A 21,034-nucleotide genomic window follows, 5' to 3' on the forward strand; every position below is an offset into this window, starting at 1 on the left:
GGCCTCAGGCGCTCTTCGCCAGCGTGGTCCGGGACTGGGCCAGCACCAGGTTGAGGCGTTTGAGCAAGGCTTCGGGGGATTCGTCGAACGCCATCACCACCGCCGTGCTGGCGGCCAGTCGCAACCGCTCACCGTGTTGTCGGGTCTTGTGGGCCAGGCTGCGAACCGCAACCTCCAACTCCAGCGCCAGACGCTGGGCCTGACTCTCGCCGGTGTCGGGCAACAACACCACGAAGCGATCGCCGGCCAGTCGGCACAGCAGATCCTGGCGACGCAGGTTCAGCACCAGTAACTGGCTGACGGCTTGCAGTACGGCGTCGCCCTCGCCATGGCCGAAGCGCTGGTTGATGGCGGTGAAGTTATCCAGATCCAGGGCCAGCAACGATAAGGGCTGCTCACGCCGCTTGCTGTCCTCCAGGCTGGCGGACAGTTCATGTTTGAAAAAGTCGGCCCCACCCAGGGGCGTGAGTTTGTCGAATAAGCGGTGCTCGCGGAACAGCCGCTCGCGCTTCTCCATCTGCCCATTGATTGCCAACTGTTCCCGGTGCCAATGGTAAATGCCAAGGGTCAGCAGGATCATCCCCACCGGCATTGGGGCCGATTCCAGCCAATGATCCCAGGTGATGCTGTCGGGCAGGCGGATGAATTCGTCGAGGCTGTCGATCCACCAGGAAAAGAAGATGCAGCCCAGGCCCAGGATCAGAAAATTGGTCACCCGCCCGGACGGACGGCTTTTGAGCACCAGGCCTAGCCAGACCAGCGCCAGCAACGCCGAGCCGCCTTCGCCGAGAATATCCAGCCAGACCCACTCTGCGAGGGGTTTGAGCTCGCCGCAGGCCAAGTGCAGGATCAACCCGAGATTGGCCGCCAGCAGAAGCAGGGCGAGTTTGAAACGGTGCGGTCGTAGCACGGAGAACATGGCCGGAATCCTTTGTCAGAAGCGCAATGCGGCCCAGCACAGCAGATGGATATGACAGTGTGGTGACGACGGGCGAATGGCTGGGGGAGGTCGAATCAGCTCATCGGTTGTCAGGTTTTTCTGGGCCAACATGCATACTCCGTGGCGAGGGAGCTTGCTCCCGCTCGACTGCGCAGCAGGCGCAGAGCGAGTAATGCGGTTTGTCTGTTAAAACCGAGGCGCTTGGTTTTGGGGCGCTGCGCACCCCAGCGGGAGCAAGCTCCCTCGCCACGGAGGACTTCCAATCGCCACTCCAGCAGGTCAGATCAGCTCATTCCGGCCTGCCAACCCCCTCAAGTCAGCTGGTTTCAGCCCCTCGAACCAACCGCTGTCACAGAACCGTCATTCCCCACGCCTAGCGTGCCCTCCCAGTTGCCGGGCCATAGCCTGGCGGATGTTCGGATTCCTGGGGGAGGACCACCATGCACCACCGCACAAGCACTGTCGGGCTCGTCGGTTTCACGTTTACCGCGTTGGCAATGGCCGTTGCCAGCGAGCGACTGAGCGCCGCCGAGCAGGCTGCCACTGAGCACGTCGAGGTGGTCGGCCAGGCCGCCAGCATCGACCAGGCCCTCAAGGAACAGCGCAGCGCCGATAGCATCAAAAGCGTGGTGCACGCTGACGGCGTGGCGCAATTGCCCGACGAAAACGTCGCCGAAGCGGTACAGCGCCTGCCGGGTGTCAGCGTCGAGCGCGACCAGGGTGAAGGCCGTTTTGTCAGCGTTCGGGGCCTGGGGCCAGACCTCAACAGCGTGACCATCAACGGCACCCTGGTGCCGGCCCCGGAGAGCGAACGTCGGGCCGTCGCCCTGGACGTGCTGCCCTCGGAGTTGGTGCAGTCGCTGTCGGTGATCAAGACCCTGACACCGGACATGGACGCCAACTCCCTGGGCGGCACGGTGGACGTGAAAAGCCTCTCGGCCTTCGACCACAAGGGCCTGTTCTACACCGGCAGCAGCGAAGCCAGTTACGACAAGAACACCGGCCAGACCAGTCCCAAATTCTCGGGCGCCATCAGCGACCGCTTCAGTCTCGGCGACGGCATCGACAACTTTGGCGTAGCCGCCGCGTTGAGCTGGCAGAAGCGCGACTTCGGCTCGGACAACGTCGAAACCGGCGGTGCCTGGGATTTCGAGCAAGGCTCACGCCTCGAAGAGTTCGAACAGCGCGATTACGACATCCGTCGCGAGCGCGCCGGTGGCGGGTTGAACTTCGACTACAAGCCTGACGATTTCAGCAGCTATTACCTGCGCACGCTGTACAGCCGCTACAAGGACAGCGAAACCCGCAACGCCGCCAGCATTGCCTTCGATGACCCGCAAGCAGCCGGTGAGTTGGGGGATGCCGAGAGCGAGCGCAAACTCAAACAACGTGAAGAAACCCAGGAAATCCAATCCTATGTGCTCGGCGGCGAACGCATGTTCGGGCTCTGGACGCTCAGTGGCCAGGGCGGCTACAGCCAATCGAGCGAAGACAGCCCCGGCCACATCGCCGGTGCCACCTTCGAGGGCATCGACGGTTTCAACGGCGGTTTCTACGACAACGACAAGCCGCGGCCGATCATCGGCTCGGGGTTCTACGACCCGGCCAACTTCAGCCTCGACAAGGTGGATTGGGAAGAGCAGAAGACCACCGACACCGAGAAAAACCTGCGCCTGGACCTGGCCCGGGACTATGACGTCAGCGGCTATGCCTCCCAGGTCAAATTCGGCGGAAAAGTCAGCCGACGCGATAAGGACAATGACCTCAATGCCTGGGTTTACGAGGACTTCGACGACTTGGGCTTCACCGATGAGCAGCTCAACCTCGGGCAGTTCCAGAAGGGCAATGTCGATTATCGACTCGGGCGATTCGGCCCTGGTATCAGCGCCGATGCGATCAAACAGTTGCTTGGTGGCCTCAATCGCGATGACTTTTTTGACCCGCAAGAGTCGCGGGTCAACGACTTTACGATGAGCGAGGACATCAATGCCGCTTACCTGATGAACACTGTCGACATCGACGATTGGCGTTTCATCGCCGGCATGCGCTATGAAGGCACCGAGTTCGACGCCAAGGGGACCGGGGCTACCGATGGTGTGTTCACCGACACCGAGACCCGCCGCAAGTACCATCACTGGCTGCCGGGCCTGCATGTGCGCTACCAACTGGACAAAAGCACCCAGGTGCGCGCGGCCTGGACCAAATCCGTGGTGCGCCCGACTTTCGGGCAACTGGCGCCGGGTTTTGTCATCGACGATGACGAAGCGACCTTCGGTAATCCGCAGCTCAAGCCGCTGGAGTCGAGCAACCTGGACCTGGGCATCGAGCATTTCATGGGGCACGCCGGCACCGTCTCGGCCTTCGTGTTCTACAAGGACATCCAGAACTTCGTCTACAACACCGACCTGGCGGGTACAGGTGCCTGGACCGATTTCGCCGAAGCCCATAGTTATGCCAACGGCGACAGCGCCAAGCTCTATGGCCTGGAGTTGGCCTACTCACAAAAATTCGACTGGTTGCCGGCGCCCTGGAATGGGGTGCTGCTGGGCGCCAACGCCACCTTCAGCCGCTCGGATGCCGAGATCGAAGGCTTTGACCAGGCTAGCGGCACTCAGCGCAAACGCAGCATCGACCTGCCGAATCAGTCGGACACCGTGGGCAACCTGATGCTGGGTTGGGAAGACGACAAGTTGAGCCTGCGCCTGTCGGCCAACTACAAGTCGGCTTACCTCTACGAACTGGCGTCCATCAGCGACCGAGGTCATGACCTGCACGTCGACGCCCAGACCTTCGTCGACTTCAGTGCCCGCTATTCGTTGACCAAAAACCTGCAAGTCAGCCTGGAGGCGCAGAACCTCACTGACGAGCCGTATTTCGTCTACACCGGCCATCGCTCCTATAACGGCCAGTACGAAGAGTACGGCCCGACCTACAAGCTGGGCCTGACCTTCACCCATTTCTAGGTTCCGGTGCCCTACAAACCTGTTTGAACCCGGCTCAATGACAAGGATTCTCCGATTGAACACGATGTTGTTTTCACCCAGACATTGTCTGCTGGCAATGCTGATCAGCCTGGCGGCAGGCTCCGCCCTGGCGGCCCCGTCCAGTCCCGAACTGAAGCTGCAGCCCTGGGCGCTGGCCGAGGGTCTTACAGTCGACGCACTGGCGTTCCTGCCCGGCCATCAAACCAGCGAACGCTTGGCCGCCAGTGGCGAAGGCCTGCTCTTGCTCGACGCCCAAGGCCGCGAACTGGCACGCCTGGAGGGCAGTTTCGAAGGCCTGGACAGTCGGGCCCTCGGTGAGAAGGTACTGGTCGCCAGCCTCGACAGCGCCCGCCAGCAAGCCATGCTCGTCAGCCTTGATCCTCGGAACCGCCAGTGGGGTGCGCCGGTGTACCTGCCCACGCGGGATTTCCCCGTCAACGGCCTGTGCCTGTACCGCGATGAAGCGAGCAACCTGTTTGTGTTTCTGATAGGTGAAGAGGGCAAGGGCGAGCAGTGGCTGGTGGGCACTGGCGAACGCCTGAGCGGCACCGCGCAACAGGTGCGCGGCCTGCCATTGCCACCTGACGCCAAGGTCTGCCAGGTGCAGGACGAGGCCAATCAATTGTTCGTCAACGAAGAACGAGTGGGTTGGTGGGCCTATCCGGCATCTGCCGAAGCCGATGCGGTTCGTGTTCCCGTGGCGATGCGCAAACCGTTCGGTGACATCCAACAATCCGCCGGTGCCATGGCCGTACTGCCGGGAGGCATGCTGGGCCTGGACCCGGCGGCGGCGCAGTTGCATCTGTATCAGAGCAAGGGTGAGGGTTGGACCTCAAAGGCCCGTTTGCTGTTACCGGACCTGAAGGAGCCGGAAAACCTTGCGGTACGCCCGACCCATACCGGCATTGAAGTGCTGCTGCGCGACGATGCGAACGGGCGCCTGTACCAGGGGGAAATCAATTGGCAGCCTAAACCTGTACCGCTGGCGCCCGTCCTGCCCAGTGTTACCGCGATCGTCCAAAGCGAACCGGTGGCACGCCAGGGTGACGCCGCGGATGACCCGGCTATCTGGATTCATCCCACGACGCCCGCCCTGAGTCGGGTGCTGGGTACCAACAAGAAGCAAGGCCTGCTGGTTTATGACCTGCACGGCAAGCTGCTGCAGGAGTTGCCGGTAGGGCGTCTGAATAACGTCGATGTGCGGGCGAACTTCAAGTTGGGTGAGCGCACGGTGGATCTGGCGGCGGCCAGCAACCGTGACCGCAACAGCCTCAGCCTGTTCAGCATTGACCGCACCAGCGGCGAGCTGCGCGAAGCCGGCGAGATCCCCACCTCGCTCAAGGAAATCTACGGCATCTGCCTGTTCCAGCCCAACGAAGGCGAACTGTATGCCTTCGCCAACGGCAAGGACGGTCGCTATTTGCAGTACCGGCTCAGCGCACCGGATGGTGTGGTGAAAGGTGAACTGGTGCGCCAGTTCAGCGTCGCCAGCCAACCCGAAGGTTGTGTCGCCGATGAGCCGCGCCAGCGTTTGTTTCTGGGTGAGGAAGACGTCGGTGTCTGGGCGGTGGATGCCCGGGCTGACCAGCCAGCGACATTGAGCAGCGTGATCAAGGTTGGCCCAGCGTTGCACGCTGACGTCGAGGGCATCGCCCTGTATCAGGGGAGCGGCGGCGATTACCTGGTGATCTCCAGCCAGGGCAACGACAGTTACCTGGTGCTCGACGCCGAGCCACCGTATGCCATACGTGGCGCTTTTCGAGTGGGCTTGAACGCCGCCGCAGGCATTGACGGCGCCTCGGAAACCGATGGCCTGGAAGTCACCTCGGTGAATCTGGGCGGGCCTTGGAACCAAGGGATGCTAGTGGTCCAGGACGGACGCAAGCGTATGCCCGAGCAAACCCAGAATTTCAAGTTCGTGCCCTGGGCCGAGGTGGCAAAAGCGCTGCGCCTGCCTTGAGCAACGTTGTCATCAACCGGTCACGAACATTTCATCGAATAGCGGCCAGACAGGAGTTCTACCCATGCAAGCCACTTTGGAACACATGACGATCTGGGGCCTGATCAGTGACGCGAGTCTGCTGGTCAAGGCGGTCATGCTCACGCTGTTGTTGGCCTCGCTGCTGAGTTGGTACCTCATCATCCAGCGCGGCGCTGTGTTGCAGCGTAACGAGCGACAGTTCAAGGGGTTCATCCAGCGCTTTCGCAGCGCTCAGGATCTGTTGCCGCTGTACCGGGACACTGCCCAGGCTCGGGAAGAGGACGGCGGAGTTACGCCGATTTTCCAGGCAGGGGTATTGGCCTTCACTCAACTCAACCAGCCTTCGAGCACACCACAAGTGGTGCTTGAGGGTGTCGAGCGTTCGCTGCAGGTGGCAATCAGCGAACAGGAAGTGCAGCTGGAAAAAGGCCTGCAGTTTCTCGCCACCGTCGGCTCAGTGAGCCCTTACATCGGTTTGTTCGGCACCGTCTGGGGGATCATGAATGCTTTTATCGGCTTGTCCCAAGTGCAACAGGCCAGCCTTTCCACCGTTGCTCCGGGCATCGCCGAAGCCTTGATCGCCACGGCCATCGGCCTGTTCGCCGCGATCCCGGCGGTGATTGCCTACAACCGTTTTGCCGCCCGCGGCCAGACGTTGTTGACCCGTTACTACGCCTTCGGCAACGAATTTCAGGCCCGCCTGCACCACAAGCTGCACGGTACCCCGGTGAACCTGGCCGCGGCCGCTTGAAAGGAGAGGGCAGATGTTAGTCAAACCACAACGCAAGCACGGACCCAAGGCCGAAATGAACGTAGTGCCCTACATCGACGTCATGTTGGTGCTGCTGGTGATATTCATGGTCACCGCACCGATGCTGACCCAGGGCGTGAAGATCGAACTGCCCAAGGTCGCCAGCGAGGCCCTGGCCAATGACAGCCACCAGCAAATTCTGACCTTGTCAGTGAAGGCTGAGGGTGGCTACTACTGGAACCTTGGTGGCGAGCTGGACACCCGCAACCAGACCGACAGTGCCGTGGACCTGGACCAGATGCGCATCAAAGTGGCGCAGGTCATCGCCGAGCGCAGCGACACCCAGGTGTATATCCGTGCCGACGATCACGCCGACTACGGCCGAGTCGTCGCGGCCATGGCCGCCTTGCAGCAGGGCGGCGTGAGCAACTTGGGACTGGTGACCGAGGCACCGCAATGACGGCGATGATCATGCACAGTCCCACCGTGCACTTTCCCGCGTTGGCGCGCCATGGCGTTTGGAGAAACAGCCTAGCGGCAGGGCTCGCCGTGGCCTTGCACGCGGGGGTGGTTGGGTTGCTGGTGTGGGGCTGGACCGTGGAGAAACCAGCTGCCCAGGCGCCTCGGGTGCTGCATACGCAGCTGGTGATGTTGCCTGCGTCACCGGCACCCGAAGCCCCAGCACCGGCCCCGATTGCAGCGCCACCGGTGGAGTCCGCCCCGGTGCCGGTTGAAATGCCCCACCCTGCAGCAGCCAAACCCGTCGTGGATCCGAGTGTCCAGGCGCAAAGACTGGAACAGGCGACCCTGGCCCGCAAGCGGGTCGAGGATCAGAAACGCGAGCAACAAGCCCAACAGCAACGTGAACGCCAGGAGCAGGAACGGCGTCAGCACGAAGCCGAGCAGCAGGTCGCCGAGCGACAGCGTCAGGCGCAACAGGCGCAAGCGCTCGCACAACAGCGCGCCGAACAGGCACGCCTGGCCGCAGCCGACAGCCGCAGCTATCAACCCCTGAGCAAAGCAGCCCCGGATTACCCGCAGCGGGCGCTGGACAAGGGACTGGAAGGCGACTGCACCGTGGAGTACAGCGTGACGCCGGACGGACGGATCGACAGCCCCAAAGTGCTCGACGGTTGCCACCCGCTGTTCATCCGACCGTCCCTGGCCGCCGCCCAGACCTTCCGCTACCAACCGCGGATCGTCGAAGGCAAAGCCGTGACAGTGCCGGCAGTGCGTAACACTTTTCACTACCGGATCAAATAAAACGCAAAATCCCGACAGCTCAAGCAAGGCCCCCAAAGAGCGCGTGCTCGTGATCGACGACAGTGGACGCGTCGAAAACAAACCTGCTTTTTTGGAGAGCTGACATGACTGACTTCACACCCACCCCCAACGAAATCGCCGGCAAAGTGGTATTGGTCACCGGTGCGGCCAGCGGCATCGGCCGGGCAATCGCCGAGTTATTCCATGCCCGCGGCGCGAAGGTCATTGCCGAGGACATCAACCCGCAGGTGAACGCGTTGGAACAACCTGGCCTGGTGCCGTTCCTGGCGGATATCACTGAAGACGGCAGCGCTGAAGCCGCCGTTGCGCTGGCGCAGGAGCGTTTCGGTCGGCTCGATGTGCTGGTGAATAATGCCGGGCGAATTCTCTACAAGCCTTTCGTGGAAATGACCCGCGAAGATTGGAACTGGCAGATGGAAACCAACGTGACCGGCGCCTTCCTGCATTCACGCGAAGCCATGAAAGCGATGATGAAGCAGCAGTCGGGCGCCATCGTAAACATAGCGTCCTATGCGTCTTATTTCGCCTTCCCCGGCATCGCGGCCTACACCGCCTCCAAGGGTGCCCTGGCCCAGCTGACCCGGACCCAGGCCCTGGAGGCTATCGAGCATGGGATTCGGGTCAATGCCATCGGCGTCGGTGATGTGGTCACTCATCTGCTTGATCACTTCATGGAAGATGGCCAGGGTTTCCTGGCCGAGCACGGCAAGTCCGCGCCCATCGGCCGGGCGGCGTCACCCACGGAGATCGCCGAAATCGTCGCATTCCTGGCCTCGGAGCGCGCCAGTTTCATGGTTGGCTCGGTGGTTATGGCTGATGGTGGGATGAGTGTTGCAGTAGGCGGCTGACCAGCATTGGCTTTTTGTGGCGAGGGAGCTTGCTCCCGCTCGACTGCGCAGCAGGCGCTCTATATTGGGTCTGCTTCGCAGCCCAGCGGGAGCAAGCTCCCTCGCCACAGGTTATTGTGTTCACTTCACCTGCGGTAATGACTCGGCACAACCCCCACCTCGCGGCGAAATATCTGGGAGAAGTGACTGGCGCTGCCATACCCGACTTCCAGGCCGATATCGATGATGCTGCGCTCGGTTTCGATCAGCAGTTGCCGGGCCCGAGCCATTCGCAACTGGATGAAATACTGCGACGGCGAACGCCCCGTGGCGCGTTTGAACAGCCGGCTGAAGTGGTATTCGCTCATGCTGATGGCCTGCGCCAAGTCGCCAAGGCTGAAGTTATCGGCCAGCCGTTGTTCCATTAGCTCGACAACCCGTTTGAGCTTGAAGGCGGGCAGGGCATTGCGCCCGGACATGTCATCGGCCTCGGCATTCCGATAATGACGCGCCAGGTGCACCGCCAGGCATTGCGCCACGCCCTGGATCAGTAACGCGCTGGTTTCGCCGCGCCGGGTCAGTTCCAATCGAATCTGTTCGAGCAGTGCCGAAAGCACGTCATCCCGTCCACCTGAGACTTCCCGCAAGCGGATCGCGGCGCTACCGCCGGTTTCGGCAATGGCGCGTTCCAGCAGCGGCAACCCCAGGTAAACGTGCATGACCACGAACGGCTCGGTACCGCTGGCTTGCCAGCGCATTTCATAGGGCACGGGTGATGCGGTCAGGAAAAAATCGCCGCGCCGCACCGAACTCGAAAGCCAATCCTCATGTTCGTCGCGCTCTTCGACAACGGCCTCTCCGGATAACACCCAAACGAGCAACGGCTCGGCCACCGCCGGCACGATCACGCGTTCTTCCGTGCGTTCGCGGACAAAGATCTCGACCAGGACATCCTGCGACGAGACACCGTCGGACGTCGCCAGGCACTCGCCGCGAATGTACGCTTGCAGACCGGTTGCCGATGTTCTCTGGATGATGTCCATACTCGACGCTCTCAATGCCTGCCGCCAGGCTAGACCGAATCGACCGCCGGCCGGTGCTGGCGCAACAGCTCGATCTGCTGGGATGGAATCAACTCACGCAACGCCTTATAGAGCGCCCGAGTCTCCAGCAGGTTCCAGACCCGCAGCATGGTTTCCAGTGCATCCAGGGGTTTACTGATGAAGTCTCGGGCGCCGAGGGCCAGGGCACGCAGGCGGGTGTCGCGGGTGGCGTCGGCGGTCAGCACCAGGATCGGCAGGTAGTCGTTGGCCGGGATGCGCCGGTTGAGTTGTTCCAGCACGGCAAAGCCATCGAACGCGGGCATGTGCAGGTCCAAGATGACCAGGTCCGGTTCGAAGCTGTTGAACAGATCCAGGGTGCGCAGGGGCTCGGTGCTGCTCAGCACGTTGTGCAAGCCTTCGCGGGCCAGCAGTTGTTCCATCAGGTCCAGGTTGGGGCGCTGATCATCGACGATCAGGATGCGCAAGTCGCGATTCATGCGGGCTCCGGTAGATAGTGTTCGAGGTGGCCGAGGAAGGCCTGGATATGAATAGGCTTGGTCAGGACCGCCGTGGCGCCGGCTTCGTGGAGGGTGCGGCGAGTCAGGTCGCTGGCATCGGCGGTGATCATCAGCACCGGCGTCGATGCGGTGGCCCGGGAGTCGCGCAGGCGTCGCAACACCTCCAGGCCGTCCAGGTCCGGCAGGGTCACGTCCAGCAGGATCAGTTGCGGCGCGTGCTGGCGAGCCAGGTCCAGGCCCATCTGGCCCTGCATGCTCGACAACAACTGAATGCCGGGGCGACGCTGCATCAGCGTCTCGATCAATGCGAGGCTCGACAGGTTGTCTTCGATGCACAGCACTTTGCCGTGATATTCCACTGGAGGACGCGTTACCGCCAGGGGCGCAACGGGCGGCAACTGGCTGCCGGACACCTGGGCGCCCGGTAGTTGCAGGGTGAAGCGGCAACCTTGTCCCGGTTCACTGTGGACCTCGAGGTGGCCCTGCATCATCTCCAGCAGGCTCTTGCTCAACGACAGCCCCAGGCCGGTGCCTTCGACCTGGGGATCGGCGCCCAGGCGTTCGAAGGGCTTGAACAGTTGATCCAGCTGTTCAAGGGCAATGCCATGCCCGGTATCGCTGACGGCAATGCTCACTTGGCGGGCCTGGACGGTGACGGCAATGCGCACTTCACCGCCCGGGCGGTTGTACTTGATGGCGTTGGACAACAGGTTGAGCAGCACCTGCACCAGGCGCTGACGATCGGCAAGCACACCGCTGCCATCAGGTAGCGGCGGCAGCTCGGCCAGATGAATCCCGGCATCCGCCGCCATGGGCGAAACCAGGGTCAGGGCTTCGTGCAACACCGTCGACAGGGCGATCGGTTCAATGTTCAGCGGCAGGCGCCCGGCCTCGATCCGGGCGATGTCCAGCACCTCATTGATCAACGCCAGCAAATGCTGGCCGGCGCGCAGGATGTGGCCGACCTGAGGACGCTGGCCCGCCGTGGAGTCCATGTCCAGCAGTTGCGCGAAACCGAGGATGGCATTCAGCGGCGTGCGCAGTTCGTGGCTCATGCGCGAGAGAAACTCACTCTTGGCCCGACTGGCGCTTTCCGCTTCTTCGCGGGCGGTGCGCAGGGCAATCTCGGCGGCGCGGCGGTCGGTGATGTCGCGGGTGATCTTGGAAAAGCCGCGCAGGACGCCGGTACTGTCATATTGGGCGGTGATGACCACGCTGGCCCAGAAGCGGCTGCCGTCCTTGCGACACCGCCAGCCTTCTTCCATGTAGTGACCGTCGCGGGTGGCCTCGCGCAGGGCCATGTCCGGGTGCGCGGGGCATTCTTCAGCCAGGTAGAACAGCGAAAAATGCCGCCCGAGGATTTCCTGCTCGGTGTAGCCCTTGATCCGTTCGGCGCCTGCGTTCCAAGTGGTCACGTAGCCCTGGGCATCCAGCGCGAAAATCCCATAGTCCTTCACGCCATCGATGATCAGCCGCAGGCGCTCTTCGTTATCGCGCAGGGCTCGCTCACGTTCGGCCAGCAGTTGCCCGGCCTCCACCAGGCGAGTGCCCAGTTGGCCGATTTCGTCTTGCTCCGGCGGTTGCGGCAACAGGGGTTGGCCCAATGCCAGGCGCTGGGCGTTGCCTTGCACCTGCTGGACCCGGGCGACAATGCCCTTGGACAGGAACAGCACCGCGACAATGGCACCGAACAGTCCGCAGACCGCCGCCAACAGAGTGGCGAACAACAGCCGCATACGCGTGGCCGAGGCAGCGGCGCTGCGGTCGGCGAGCAAGGCGTCCTCGCGAACGCGCATGGCGCTGATCTGCTCGCGCAGCACATCCAGCACCTGTTTGTTCTCGATCAGGATCGCGGTGATGGCCTCGGTGTCCTCGCCCTTGGTGCTGCGCAAGGCGATCAGCCCGTTGAGTTTGTCGGCGATCAGTGGGGTGATGGTCTTGAGGTACTCGCGCATCCTGGGGTCGCGGATGTTGTGGTCCAGCCGTTGCAATGCGGCCTGGATCAGCGGCGTGGCCTGTTCGTAGCTGGGCAGGAAGTCTTCGCGGCGGGTCAGCAGGTAACCGCGCACGCTCGCCGCAGCTTCGGCCAACAGGGTATGGACGGTCTGGATGTCGCCCTGGACCAGCAACACCCGGCGTACGTCTTCTTCGGCCCGGGCGGTCTGGCGTTCGGTGATGTAGATCAGCACCAGCGACAGCAGCAGGACCACCAGCGGCAGGGAAATCACCACCAGCGCCTTGCCCCGCAAGGGCAGGTCGGCCCAGCGGCGAGCGGCGAGAAACCTCATGGCCATTGCCCGCTGGGTTGCGCCACCAATCCGAGGGCAACACCGCGCACCGCTGCCTGGGTCCGATCGGCGGCCCCGAGCTTGCCGATGACTCGTTCCACATGGGCCTTGGCGGTGCCGGGGGCAATGCCGAGTTTTTCGCCGATTTCACGGTTGCTGAAACCGCCGGCCACCAGCCCCAGGACCTGGCGCTCTCGCGTTGTCAGGGCCTGGACTGGGCTTTCGCCACTGGCGCCGCGCTCGGCCATGCGCCGCAACAGCCGCGCGCTGACCGAGCTGTTCAACGCCTCTTCGCCCCGGGCGACCCGTTTGAGCGCATCCAGCACTTCATCGCGGCTGGCGTCCTTGAGCAGATAACCGACAGCGCCCGCGCCGATGGCGGCCTCCAGGTGGTCGGGGCTGTCATCCATGGTGAAGATCACCACTTTGATCGCAGGCTGGCGCTGTTGCAGGATGCGCGCCGCCCCCAGGCCGTTGAGCACCGGCATGCGAATGTCGAGAATCGCGATGTCCGGCTTTAGCCGCTCGCAGAGATCAAGAGCTTCCTGGCCGTCGCGGGCCTGGCCGACGACTTCAAATCCCGGGCTGCCGCCCAGCATGCTGATAAAGCCGGTGCGGGTGACTTCGTGATCATCAGCCAGCAGTAGGCGCAAAGGAGGCGTCATGGGTGTGCTCCGTGGATGGGCAGGGGCACGCAGGCCAACAATCGGGTGCCGCCCTCGGGCTGGCTGGAACAGGTCAGGTGGCCACCCAGCAGGCTGGCACGTTCCTGCATGGCGGCCAATCCCAGATGGCAGGTGCCATTGGTCTCGATGGGTTGCTCCAAGGCAAAGCCCCGACCGTCGTCTTCCACCCGCAGCGCGGCGTGGTCGTCGCTGACTGTCAGTCCCAGGCGCACATGGCTGGCTCGGGCATGCTTGAGAATGTTGTTGATGCCTTCCTGGGCAATGCGGAACAGGGCGATTTCCACGTTGCCCGGCAGTCGAGCGGCGCTGTGCCCGGCCCAGTCCACCGTCAGGCCCGCATCGCGCAGGCGATCGGCTTCCTTGTCGACGGCTTTGTACAGGCCGAAATCATCCAGCGCATGGGGACGCAGGCCGCCGATCAGTTGCCGGCCTTCGCCGACACAGCCCCGGGCGAGGGCGAGGATGGTCTGCAACTCGGTCGCCAGTTCAGGCGGAAGAGGCGGGCAGCGGCCAGCGAACCCCTGCAAACGCTGGTGCAAGCCGGCCAGGTTCTGTGCGAGACCGTCATGCAGGTCATAAGCCACGCGTTTGCGTTCGTCCTCCTGGGCGCTGAACAGTCGATGGACCAGCTCGGACATGGTGCGTTCTCGGGCCTGCAGCGCTTCGAGCAGGCGACTGTTCTCCAGATGCGCCGCCAGCAAGGTCGCCAGCAGTTGCAGCGACTCAATGTCCTCGTTGTCCGGCGCGCCCAGGGCCACGCTGTTGCCCAGTAGTAGAGCCCCGAACACCACGCCGTCGGAGCCACGCAACGGAACGCGCAAGACCTGGGGCAGGGCGCTGTGGGGATACTCCAGCCATTGCGGTTCGGGCGCCGGCGGCTGGGCCAGGCTGGCGAGCAGATCGAGCCGTTCACGGTTACCGTGGCTGGCAATGGTGCGCAGGGTTGTGTCCGCCACCCATTCCAGCAGCAGGCCATGGTCCATGGCCATGAACGCGCACGCCCGTTGCACTGCGCGCTGACGCATCGCCGGCAATGGTAACTGCGTCAGCTCATGGCCAGTGCCCAACAGCAAGCGCAGGCGCGCGGCCCGGCTTTGCGACTGACGATACTGGGTGCGGATGGCCAGGGCACTGCCAGGGTCGTGGGGTGGGCTTTGCATGGGGGGGCTCCAGCGTGAAAGGGGACCGGTCCGGTTCGGGCGTCATTAGACCAGTGTCATCAACACGGGGCCTATCTGCCGAATGGCATAGGTGATCGGCACCGGTTGGCCGATGGCGAAGGCAGCGCGAGCCGGCAAAGTGGACTCATTGAAACCCAAAGGAACGCTTCGATGAAAATGAAAACCTGCGCGATTGCTGCTTTTTTCCTGCTGACTGCACCGCTTGTCCATGCAGTTGAGGCCACGCCGTACGTGTACAGCTCGGTGGCCGAGCAGCCAAAGAACGTGAATGACCGCGAGATCGCTGCGTTGTTCGACCGTTGGAATGCGGCGCTGCAAACCGGCAGCGCTAGCGCGGTGACGAGCCTGTACGCACCGGATGCGATTTTGCAACCGACTGTTTCCAATAAGGTGCGCAACACACCGGCGCAAATCCAGGATTATTTCCAGCACTTCCTGGCGGCTAAGCCGGCCGGACAAATCAACTACCGGGAGATCCGCCATCTGGGCCCCGATGCGGCGATGGACAGCGGTGTCTATACCTTCTCTCTGACCAATGCCGACGGTTCCAAGCGGGACGTCCAGGCACGCTACACTTTCCTCTATGAGCGCCTCGACGGGCAGTGGAAAATCATCAACCATCACTCATCGGCGATGCCCGAAGTGCCCAAAACCCTGCACGCCAGTCACTGATACCCACCCCCCGTGGCGAGGGAGCTCGCTCTCGCCGGGCTGCGCAGCAGCCCCTCGAGGTGCTCCCCAAAGCCATAAGGCCACCACCGCATTTACATATTCCTGCATAAATAGCTTGGATTAGCCTGCGAACATTAATTAGAATCAGTCTCATTTGAGACATTCCATGCGCAGGGCTTCTTGACATGTTTGATGCAGCTACGCCTACGGAGCACTCCCTACACGCGTTGTACCGTGACCACGGCGGTTGGCTGGAAGGCTGGTTGAGACGGCGCATGGGCAATGCCTGGGATGCGGCGGACCTGCGCCAGGATACTTTTCTGCGAGTACTGTCCAGCTCCCAGCCGTTGGCCGATTTGCATGAGCCCCGTGCCTATCTGCTGACGGTCGGCAAGCGGCTGCTGAGCAATTTCTACACCCGTCGCAATCTGGAGCAAGCGTATCTCGACGCCCTGGCGAGCTTGCCCGAAGACAGCGTGCCGTCTCCAGAACAGCGCTGGCTATTGCTGGAAACCCTGCAAGCCCTGGACGAATTGCTTGATGGCCTGCCGCCTCTGGTGCGTCGGGCCTTTTTATGGAGCCAGCTTGAAGGCTTGGGCTACCGTGAAATTGCCGAGCGCCTGCAGGTGTCCGAGCGCACCATCAAACGCTACATGGCCCAGGCCTATGAACATTGCCTGTTGGTGGATTTTTGATTCGTCCGGCCCCTTCGCCCGAAGCCCGCGAAATCGCACGTGCGGCGGCCCGCTGGCTGGCCTTGATGGAGTTCAACGGGGACGAATTTGATTCCGCCGCCTTGCAACAATGGCGCGAAAGCAGCGCCCAGCACGAGGCTGCCTGGCAAAAAGCCCAACGATTGCGTCAGCGCTTTGCCGGGGTGCCGCCGTCCCTGGGGATGGCAACGCTGGACCGCCCGGCAATGGCCCGCCGCGCCGTGCTCAAGCGCGCATTGGGCGTTGCCGCAGTGGTGCCGGCCGCCTGGCTGTTGGGGCGAGAACTGCCGCTGGAGGTCTGGCGCGCTGACTTGCACACCGGCACTGGCGAACAACGACGTTGGTCGCTGATGGATGGCAGCACCTTACAGTTAAACACCGACAGCGCCGTGGACCTTGATCTCAAGGCGCGGCGACTGGTGCTGGTGCAAGGCGAGCTGGCCCTCAACGTCACAGGGACCACGCCATTGGCCATCCAGGCACCCTATGGGCTCATCACGGTCAACCGCGGTGAGGTTTGCGTACGCTTGAGTGAACACAACTGTCGAGTGTCGGTGGCAAGCGGCTCGGCGCAGTTGCAACCATCGCGCGGGCCGCAGTTGACCCTGGAGCAAGGCCAGCAAGTCAGCCTCCAGCCAGCGGGGGCCGGGCCCGTGGACGCCTTTGACGTGGCACAACTGGGTTGGCGTGACGGGGTGCTATTGGCGCAAAACCAGCCGTTAGGGGATTTTCTCCGCGAACTGGGCCGCTATCGCCCGGGCGTGTTGCGCTGGGATGCAGCCCTGGAATCCCTTCGCGTCACCGGCAGCTTTCGCCTGGAAAACACCGATCGAATCCTCGGGTTGCTCGCGGCCAGCCTGCCGCTGGACGTGCAAACACGCACCCGCTATTGGGTCACGTTATCGCCTCGCAAAAATACTGCGTGAAGCGTGTCCCCTTTTTTTGTCTCGCTTGTCATTCAAGGCAACTGAACAAAAATGAGAGCGCCTTCTAATGTCTGCAGTAGTACCTTTGCGTTTTCGCCCGGCCCTTGCCGGCTGGCGTCCGCTGTTGAACCTGAGTCTCTTGCTGAGCCTGAGCGCCAGTCCATTCTTCATCTCCCCCAGCCAGGCCGAAGACGCTGCCCGACGCAGCTATCAGGTGCCGGCAGGCAGCCTCAGCGCGGCGTTGACTCGGTTTGCCGGGCTGGCGGGTGTCAACCTGTCGGTCGACCCGGCCCTGGTCAGCGGCCGCAACAGCGCCGGGCTGTCGGGTGAATATGGGGTGGAAGAGGGCTTTTCGCGGCTGTTGCAGGGCTCCGGCCTGCAGCTTCAGCCAGTGGGAGAACAGGCGTTCATCCTGACCCCCGCACCAGAAGGCGGTAGCCTGCAACTGGCCCCGACCTCGATTCTTGGCGCCACTGCCGCGACAGACGTCGAGGCGTTTGCCGGCGGCCAAGTCGCTCGTCGTGGTTCGCAAGGCTTGCTGGGCTCGCGGGATTTCATGGAAACGCCGTTCAGCATGACCACCTACACCAGCGAGGCGGTCAAGAACCAGCAGGCGCGCACCTTGGGCGACCTGATCGCCAGCGATCCTTCCGTTCGCGCCACCAACCCGGCGGGCGGGCGTTATGAGCAGTTCACCATTCGTGGGTTGAGCCTGTTCAACAGTGATGTTGCCTACAACGGTCTCTATGGCGTCCTGCCCACCTACACGATTGACATGGAGATGGCCGAACGCGTCGACATCCTCAAAGGGCCGAGCCAGCTCATCAACGGCATTTCGCCGCGGGGCAGCGTGGGGGGCGGGATCAACGTGGTGCCCAAGCGCGCGACTGACAAGCCCATCACGTCGATCACCGGCAGCTACGCTTCCGACAGCCAGCCAGGTGCTGCCGTGGATGTCGGTCGGCGTTTTGGTGAAGATAACCAGTTCGGTGTCCGCTTCAACGGTGTGAAACAGTCCGGCGACACCGATTGGGATCACCAGAGCGTTGATCGTGAAATGGCGGTCCTTGGTCTGGATTTCCGCGGTGAGCGCCTGCGCGTCTCGACGGACATCGGGCGCACCGAACGAGATACCGATGCACCGCAAGAGCGCGTCCAGGTTGCTGCCGCCGCACCGGTGCCACATGCCAGCGATGTCGATCGCAACTACGCGCAGCGTTGGAGCAAGGCGCGCACCAAGGATACCTTCGGCACGGTCAATGCGGAGTTCGATGTCAACGACTCCGTCATGCTGTACGGCGGCGTGGGGGCGCGCAAAAGTAATCATGAGTTCCTTCGGCATGCCGTTTCGGTTCTCAACGAAGCCGGAGATTTCCGTGTTCAACCCCGTGACTTCACCCGCGACGAAAATGTCCGGACGGCCAATGCCGGGGTGCGCAACTGGTTCCATACCGGCCCGGTGAGCCATGAGGTCAATCTGGCCGCCAGCTATTTCTACATGGATTTCACCAATGGCGGCGCCCGCTATGATCAGTCCGACAGCAACCTGTATGACCCGGTAGTCACACCGACCCCTGTCACCCCCACGCGACAAGATAACAAGGTCTACACCGAGAACCGTTTCAGCGGCGTGGCGTTGTCTGACACGCTGGGGTTCTTCGACGACCGACTGCTGCTAACCCTCGGCGCCCGCTGGCAGCGGGTGAAGGTCGACGACTGGACGAATGACATCAAAGGCGAGACCGCCTACGACGACGAAAAGGTTTCACCTTCGGGCGGCATCCTGTTCAAGGCTACCGATAAATTGTCCCTGTATGCCAACTACATGGAAGGCTTGAGCCAGGGCAAGATCGCACCGACGAATACGATAAATGAGGACGAAATTTTCCCACCGTTCATCAGTCGTTCGGTCGAGGTCGGGGCCAAATATGACGCGGGGGCGTTCGCGTTGACTGCCGCCCTGTTCCGGATCAAGCAGCCCGCCTATGCGGTCGACGAGACAAATCCCACGAGACGCGTCTTCGGCCCGAACGGCAAGCGTGAAAACACCGGTGTTGAACTGAGCGTATTTGGTGAACCTGTCAAGGGTACGCGCTTGCTCGGCGGCGTGATGTACATCGACAGCAAGCTGACCAACACCACCAACGGTACCTTCGACGGCAACCGGGCACCCGCCACGCCGAAATACAACGTCAACCTGGGCGCCGAGTGGGACGTACCGACCGTGCAGGGGTTGACCCTGACCAGTCGCGGCATCTATTCCAGCTCGCAATACCTGGACCAGTCCAACACCAAGGAAATCGACTCCTGGGAGCGCTTCGACGTGGGCGCACGCTACGCGTTCAAGGTCGACGAAAAGAACATCACCCTGCGTGCCAATATCGAGAACGTGGCGGACAAGCGCTACTGGAGTTCGGCCGGGGCCTCGGATGACAGCGAACCTGGCTTGACGCTGGCAACCCCGCGTACCTACCTCCTGTCGGCTACTGTCGACTTCTAAACCGATCATCAGCTCCATGGAAGGAGCTAACTTATTCATTAAACACTGTCGCTTTGATATTAACTGATATTACTTTGCAATTAATGGAGTCGATAATCTGATATAAAAGTTAGCCAATACTACTTCTCGCACTGATATCATAGTGCCTATTTCGATATATTTAATGCTGTTGATCCGTGTTTATCCGGTGAGCTTTCCCTGCGCGCTCATTAAACGAAGTATCAGCTCCGACCTGGCATATTTTATTTGCGATTACTTGTTGCAGTAACAGGTAAATGATAATAGTTTGCATGTCGGGACTTATCAGGGTTGATACTCATGTTGAATGAAAGCGTTTTGCGCATAGATGCTTTGCAGAAAGACAATGCTCATTATCTGAACCGTCAAGGTCGGTTCGAATCCAATGTCCGCAGTTATCCGCGCAAGTTGCCTTTGGCCATCGCCAAGGCCCGTGGCGTATGGGTCACGGATGTGGAAGGCAAGACCTACCTCGACTGCCTGGCCGGTGCTGGCACCCTGGCCTTGGGGCATAACCATGAAGACATCGTCGCCAGCATCGATCACTTCATGGCCTCGGGCATGCCCATGCACACCTTGGACCTCACCACGCCGCAAAAGGACGCTTTCAGCGAAAAACTGTTGAGCCTGTTGCCGGGGCAGGGGCGTGACTATTGCCTGCAATTCTGTGGCCCTTCCGGGGCGGATGCCGTCGAGGCAGCGCTCAAGTTGGCCAAGACCGTCACCGGGCGCAGCAACATCATCAGCTTCAGTGGTGGCTACCACGGCATGACCCACGGCGCCCTGGCGGTGACCGGTAACACGGGGCCGAAAAATGCCGTGGCGTCCTTGATGCCAGGCGTGCAGTTCATGCCGTACCCCCATGAATACCGCTGCCCGCTGGGTATCGGTGGCGAGGCCGGCATCGAAGCGCTGGCCCATTATTTCACCCAGTTCATCGAGGACGTGGAAAGCGGCGTCTCGCTGCCCGCCGCGGTTATTCTGGAAGCGGTGCAGGGCGAGGGCGGCGTCAATTGCGCGCCAGCCCAATGGTTGCGCCGCATCCGCGAGGTCACCCAACAGTACGGCATCGTGCTGATTGTCGACGAAGTCCAGGCCGGTTTTGGCCGCACGGGCAAGATGTTCGCCTTCGAGCATGCCGGGATCGAACCGGACATTATCGTCATGTCCAAGGCGGTGGGGGGCGGGCTGCCGCTGGCATTGCTGGGCATCAAGCGTCAGTTCGACGCCTGGGAGCCTGGCGCCCACACCGGGACCTTTCGTGGCAACCAGATGGCCATGGCCACGGGCCTGGCGACGCTCAACGCCTTGCAGCGACAAAACCTTCCAGCCCAGGCCGAACGCCGCGGGCACTGGCTCAAGACCCAGCTGATACAGCTGCAGCAACGCTTCCCGGCCCTCGGCCAAGTGCGTGGCCGCGGGCTGATGTTGGGCATCGAGATCGTCGACGAGCGCCAGGCCCCTGATCGCCTGAACAGCTTCCCGGGAGATCCGACCCTGGCGGTAGCCACCCAGAAACACTGCTTCGATCATGGATTGCTGCTTGAGCGAGGCGGACGCCAGGGCAACGTGATCCGCCTCTTGCCACCGTTGATCATCGACGATGAGCAATGCGCCCTGGCGATCGATCGATTTGAAAAAGCCATGGCGACGGCGCTCTTGCAAGAGCGCGGTTAAAAGAACGGCCCGGAGATGGGCGCGACCATGTAAGTCATATCAGTC

The 21,034-nt window shown here is 62.1% G+C and carries 17 protein-coding genes; 11 read left to right on the forward strand and 6 right to left on the reverse strand.

The features are described from left to right. Positions 1-4: 4 nt before the first annotated feature. On the reverse strand, positions 5-919 hold the full coding sequence (locus QNH97_RS13525; protein WP_283557288.1) for a GGDEF domain-containing protein: 915 nt from the start codon (positions 917-919) through the stop codon (positions 5-7). Positions 920-1,380: 461 nt separating this feature from the next. Here QNH97_RS13525 and QNH97_RS13530 point away from each other — a divergent pair, with 461 nt between their 5' ends. The 6 genes from QNH97_RS13530 (at position 1,381) to QNH97_RS13555 (ending at position 8,788) form a co-directional block, all read left to right on the forward strand. Continuing rightward, positions 1,381-3,903 carry a TonB-dependent receptor gene (locus QNH97_RS13530; RefSeq protein WP_283557289.1) on the forward strand — a complete coding sequence of 841 codons (2,523 nt, stop codon included), beginning with the start codon at positions 1,381-1,383 and terminating at the stop codon, positions 3,901-3,903. Positions 3,904-3,967: 64 nt separating this feature from the next. Next, complete coding sequence (locus QNH97_RS13535) at positions 3,968-5,884, forward strand: phytase (RefSeq protein ID WP_283557479.1); 1,917 nt, start codon at positions 3,968-3,970, stop codon at positions 5,882-5,884. Positions 5,885-5,948: 64 nt separating this feature from the next. Then, positions 5,949-6,656: a protein TolQ gene (gene tolQ, locus QNH97_RS13540; RefSeq protein ID WP_283557290.1), complete on the forward strand. Its 708-nt coding sequence runs from the start codon at positions 5,949-5,951 to the stop codon at positions 6,654-6,656. Between the two features lie 13 nt (positions 6,657-6,669). Further along, positions 6,670-7,116 carry a protein TolR gene (gene tolR / locus QNH97_RS13545; RefSeq protein ID WP_283557291.1) on the forward strand — a complete coding sequence of 149 codons (447 nt, stop codon included), beginning with the start codon at positions 6,670-6,672 and terminating at the stop codon, positions 7,114-7,116. After that, on the forward strand, positions 7,113-7,919 hold the full coding sequence (locus tag QNH97_RS13550; protein WP_283557292.1) for an energy transducer TonB: 807 nt from the start codon (positions 7,113-7,115) through the stop codon (positions 7,917-7,919). The genes tolR and QNH97_RS13550 overlap by 4 nt, the downstream gene beginning before the upstream one ends. Before the next feature lie 104 nt (positions 7,920-8,023). After that, positions 8,024-8,788, forward strand: coding sequence for an SDR family NAD(P)-dependent oxidoreductase (locus tag QNH97_RS13555; protein ID WP_283557293.1), 765 nt, complete (start codon positions 8,024-8,026; stop codon positions 8,786-8,788). Positions 8,789-8,913: 125 nt separating this feature from the next. Here the strand turns inward: QNH97_RS13555 and QNH97_RS13560 are convergent, their stop codons facing one another. Genes QNH97_RS13560 through QNH97_RS13580 form a run of 5 tightly spaced genes read right to left on the reverse strand, consistent with a single transcriptional unit; the run spans position 8,914 to position 14,462 of the window. Continuing rightward, positions 8,914-9,810: an AraC family transcriptional regulator gene (locus QNH97_RS13560; RefSeq protein WP_283557294.1), complete on the reverse strand. Its 897-nt coding sequence runs from the start codon at positions 9,808-9,810 to the stop codon at positions 8,914-8,916. Positions 9,811-9,839: 29 nt separating this feature from the next. Then, on the reverse strand, positions 9,840-10,307 hold the full coding sequence (locus QNH97_RS13565; protein WP_283557295.1) for a response regulator: 468 nt from the start codon (positions 10,305-10,307) through the stop codon (positions 9,840-9,842). Further along, complete coding sequence (locus QNH97_RS13570; RefSeq protein WP_283557296.1) at positions 10,304-12,616, reverse strand: ATP-binding protein; 2,313 nt, start codon at positions 12,614-12,616, stop codon at positions 10,304-10,306. Before QNH97_RS13570 ends, QNH97_RS13565 begins: the two co-directional genes overlap by 4 nt. Continuing rightward, entirely contained in the window at positions 12,613-13,281 is a 669-nt protein-coding gene (locus QNH97_RS13575; RefSeq protein ID WP_283557297.1) for a response regulator, read from the reverse strand. The genes QNH97_RS13570 and QNH97_RS13575 overlap by 4 nt, the downstream gene beginning before the upstream one ends. Beyond that, positions 13,278-14,462, reverse strand: coding sequence for a sensor histidine kinase (locus QNH97_RS13580; protein WP_283557298.1), 1,185 nt, complete (start codon positions 14,460-14,462; stop codon positions 13,278-13,280). Before QNH97_RS13580 ends, QNH97_RS13575 begins: the two co-directional genes overlap by 4 nt. A 171-nt stretch (positions 14,463-14,633) precedes the next feature. Here QNH97_RS13580 and QNH97_RS13585 point away from each other — a divergent pair, with 171 nt between their 5' ends. The 5 genes from QNH97_RS13585 to QNH97_RS13605 all read left to right on the forward strand — a co-directional run bounded on the left by QNH97_RS13585 (position 14,634) and on the right by QNH97_RS13605 (position 20,989). Then, positions 14,634-15,155: an SgcJ/EcaC family oxidoreductase gene (locus QNH97_RS13585; RefSeq protein WP_283557299.1), complete on the forward strand. Its 522-nt coding sequence runs from the start codon at positions 14,634-14,636 to the stop codon at positions 15,153-15,155. A gap of 185 nt (positions 15,156-15,340) precedes the next feature. Continuing rightward, complete coding sequence (locus QNH97_RS13590) at positions 15,341-15,850, forward strand: sigma-70 family RNA polymerase sigma factor (RefSeq protein ID WP_283557300.1); 510 nt, start codon at positions 15,341-15,343, stop codon at positions 15,848-15,850. Further along, a complete protein-coding gene (locus QNH97_RS13595; RefSeq protein ID WP_283557301.1) occupies positions 15,847-16,794 on the forward strand; it encodes a FecR domain-containing protein in 948 nt (315 codons plus the stop codon). Before QNH97_RS13590 ends, QNH97_RS13595 begins: the two co-directional genes overlap by 4 nt. Positions 16,795-16,861: 67 nt before the next feature. After that, positions 16,862-19,294 carry a TonB-dependent receptor gene (locus tag QNH97_RS13600; RefSeq protein WP_283557302.1) on the forward strand — a complete coding sequence of 811 codons (2,433 nt, stop codon included), beginning with the start codon at positions 16,862-16,864 and terminating at the stop codon, positions 19,292-19,294. 318 nt (positions 19,295-19,612) lie between these two features. Further along, entirely contained in the window at positions 19,613-20,989 is a 1,377-nt protein-coding gene (locus QNH97_RS13605) for a diaminobutyrate--2-oxoglutarate transaminase (protein ID WP_283557303.1), read from the forward strand. The last annotated feature ends 45 nt before the right edge of the window (positions 20,990-21,034 follow it).

This window comes from Pseudomonas sp. G2-4, from assembly GCF_030064125.1.
Lineage (GTDB): Bacteria > Pseudomonadota > Gammaproteobacteria > Pseudomonadales > Pseudomonadaceae > Aquipseudomonas.

What these genes read in the sequence shown, in the direction of transcription:
- tolQ (WP_283557290.1), top strand. Translation starts at nt 5,949, where the DNA reads ATGCAAGCCACTTTGGAACACATGACGATCTGGGGCCTGATCAGTGAC.
- QNH97_RS13585 (WP_283557299.1), top strand. Translation starts at nt 14,634, where the DNA reads ATGAAAATGAAAACCTGCGCGATTGCTGCTTTTTTCCTGCTGACTGCA.
- QNH97_RS13590 (WP_283557300.1), top strand. Translation starts at nt 15,341, where the DNA reads ATGTTTGATGCAGCTACGCCTACGGAGCACTCCCTACACGCGTTGTAC.
- tolR (WP_283557291.1), top strand. Translation starts at nt 6,670, where the DNA reads ATGTTAGTCAAACCACAACGCAAGCACGGACCCAAGGCCGAAATGAAC.
- QNH97_RS13580 (WP_283557298.1), bottom strand. Translation starts at nt 14,462, where the DNA reads ATGCAAAGCCCACCCCACGACCCTGGCAGTGCCCTGGCCATCCGCACC.
- QNH97_RS13565 (WP_283557295.1), bottom strand. Translation starts at nt 10,307, where the DNA reads ATGAATCGCGACTTGCGCATCCTGATCGTCGATGATCAGCGCCCCAAC.
- QNH97_RS13605 (WP_283557303.1), top strand. Translation starts at nt 19,613, where the DNA reads ATGTTGAATGAAAGCGTTTTGCGCATAGATGCTTTGCAGAAAGACAAT.
- QNH97_RS13575 (WP_283557297.1), bottom strand. Translation starts at nt 13,281, where the DNA reads ATGACGCCTCCTTTGCGCCTACTGCTGGCTGATGATCACGAAGTCACC.
- QNH97_RS13600 (WP_283557302.1), top strand. Translation starts at nt 16,862, where the DNA reads ATGTCTGCAGTAGTACCTTTGCGTTTTCGCCCGGCCCTTGCCGGCTGG.
- QNH97_RS13530 (WP_283557289.1), top strand. Translation starts at nt 1,381, where the DNA reads ATGCACCACCGCACAAGCACTGTCGGGCTCGTCGGTTTCACGTTTACC.
- QNH97_RS13550 (WP_283557292.1), top strand. Translation starts at nt 7,113, where the DNA reads ATGACGGCGATGATCATGCACAGTCCCACCGTGCACTTTCCCGCGTTG.
- QNH97_RS13535 (WP_283557479.1), top strand. Translation starts at nt 3,968, where the DNA reads ATGTTGTTTTCACCCAGACATTGTCTGCTGGCAATGCTGATCAGCCTG.
- QNH97_RS13525 (WP_283557288.1), bottom strand. Translation starts at nt 919, where the DNA reads ATGTTCTCCGTGCTACGACCGCACCGTTTCAAACTCGCCCTGCTTCTG.
- QNH97_RS13560 (WP_283557294.1), bottom strand. Translation starts at nt 9,810, where the DNA reads ATGGACATCATCCAGAGAACATCGGCAACCGGTCTGCAAGCGTACATT.
- QNH97_RS13570 (WP_283557296.1), bottom strand. Translation starts at nt 12,616, where the DNA reads ATGAGGTTTCTCGCCGCTCGCCGCTGGGCCGACCTGCCCTTGCGGGGC.
- QNH97_RS13555 (WP_283557293.1), top strand. Translation starts at nt 8,024, where the DNA reads ATGACTGACTTCACACCCACCCCCAACGAAATCGCCGGCAAAGTGGTA.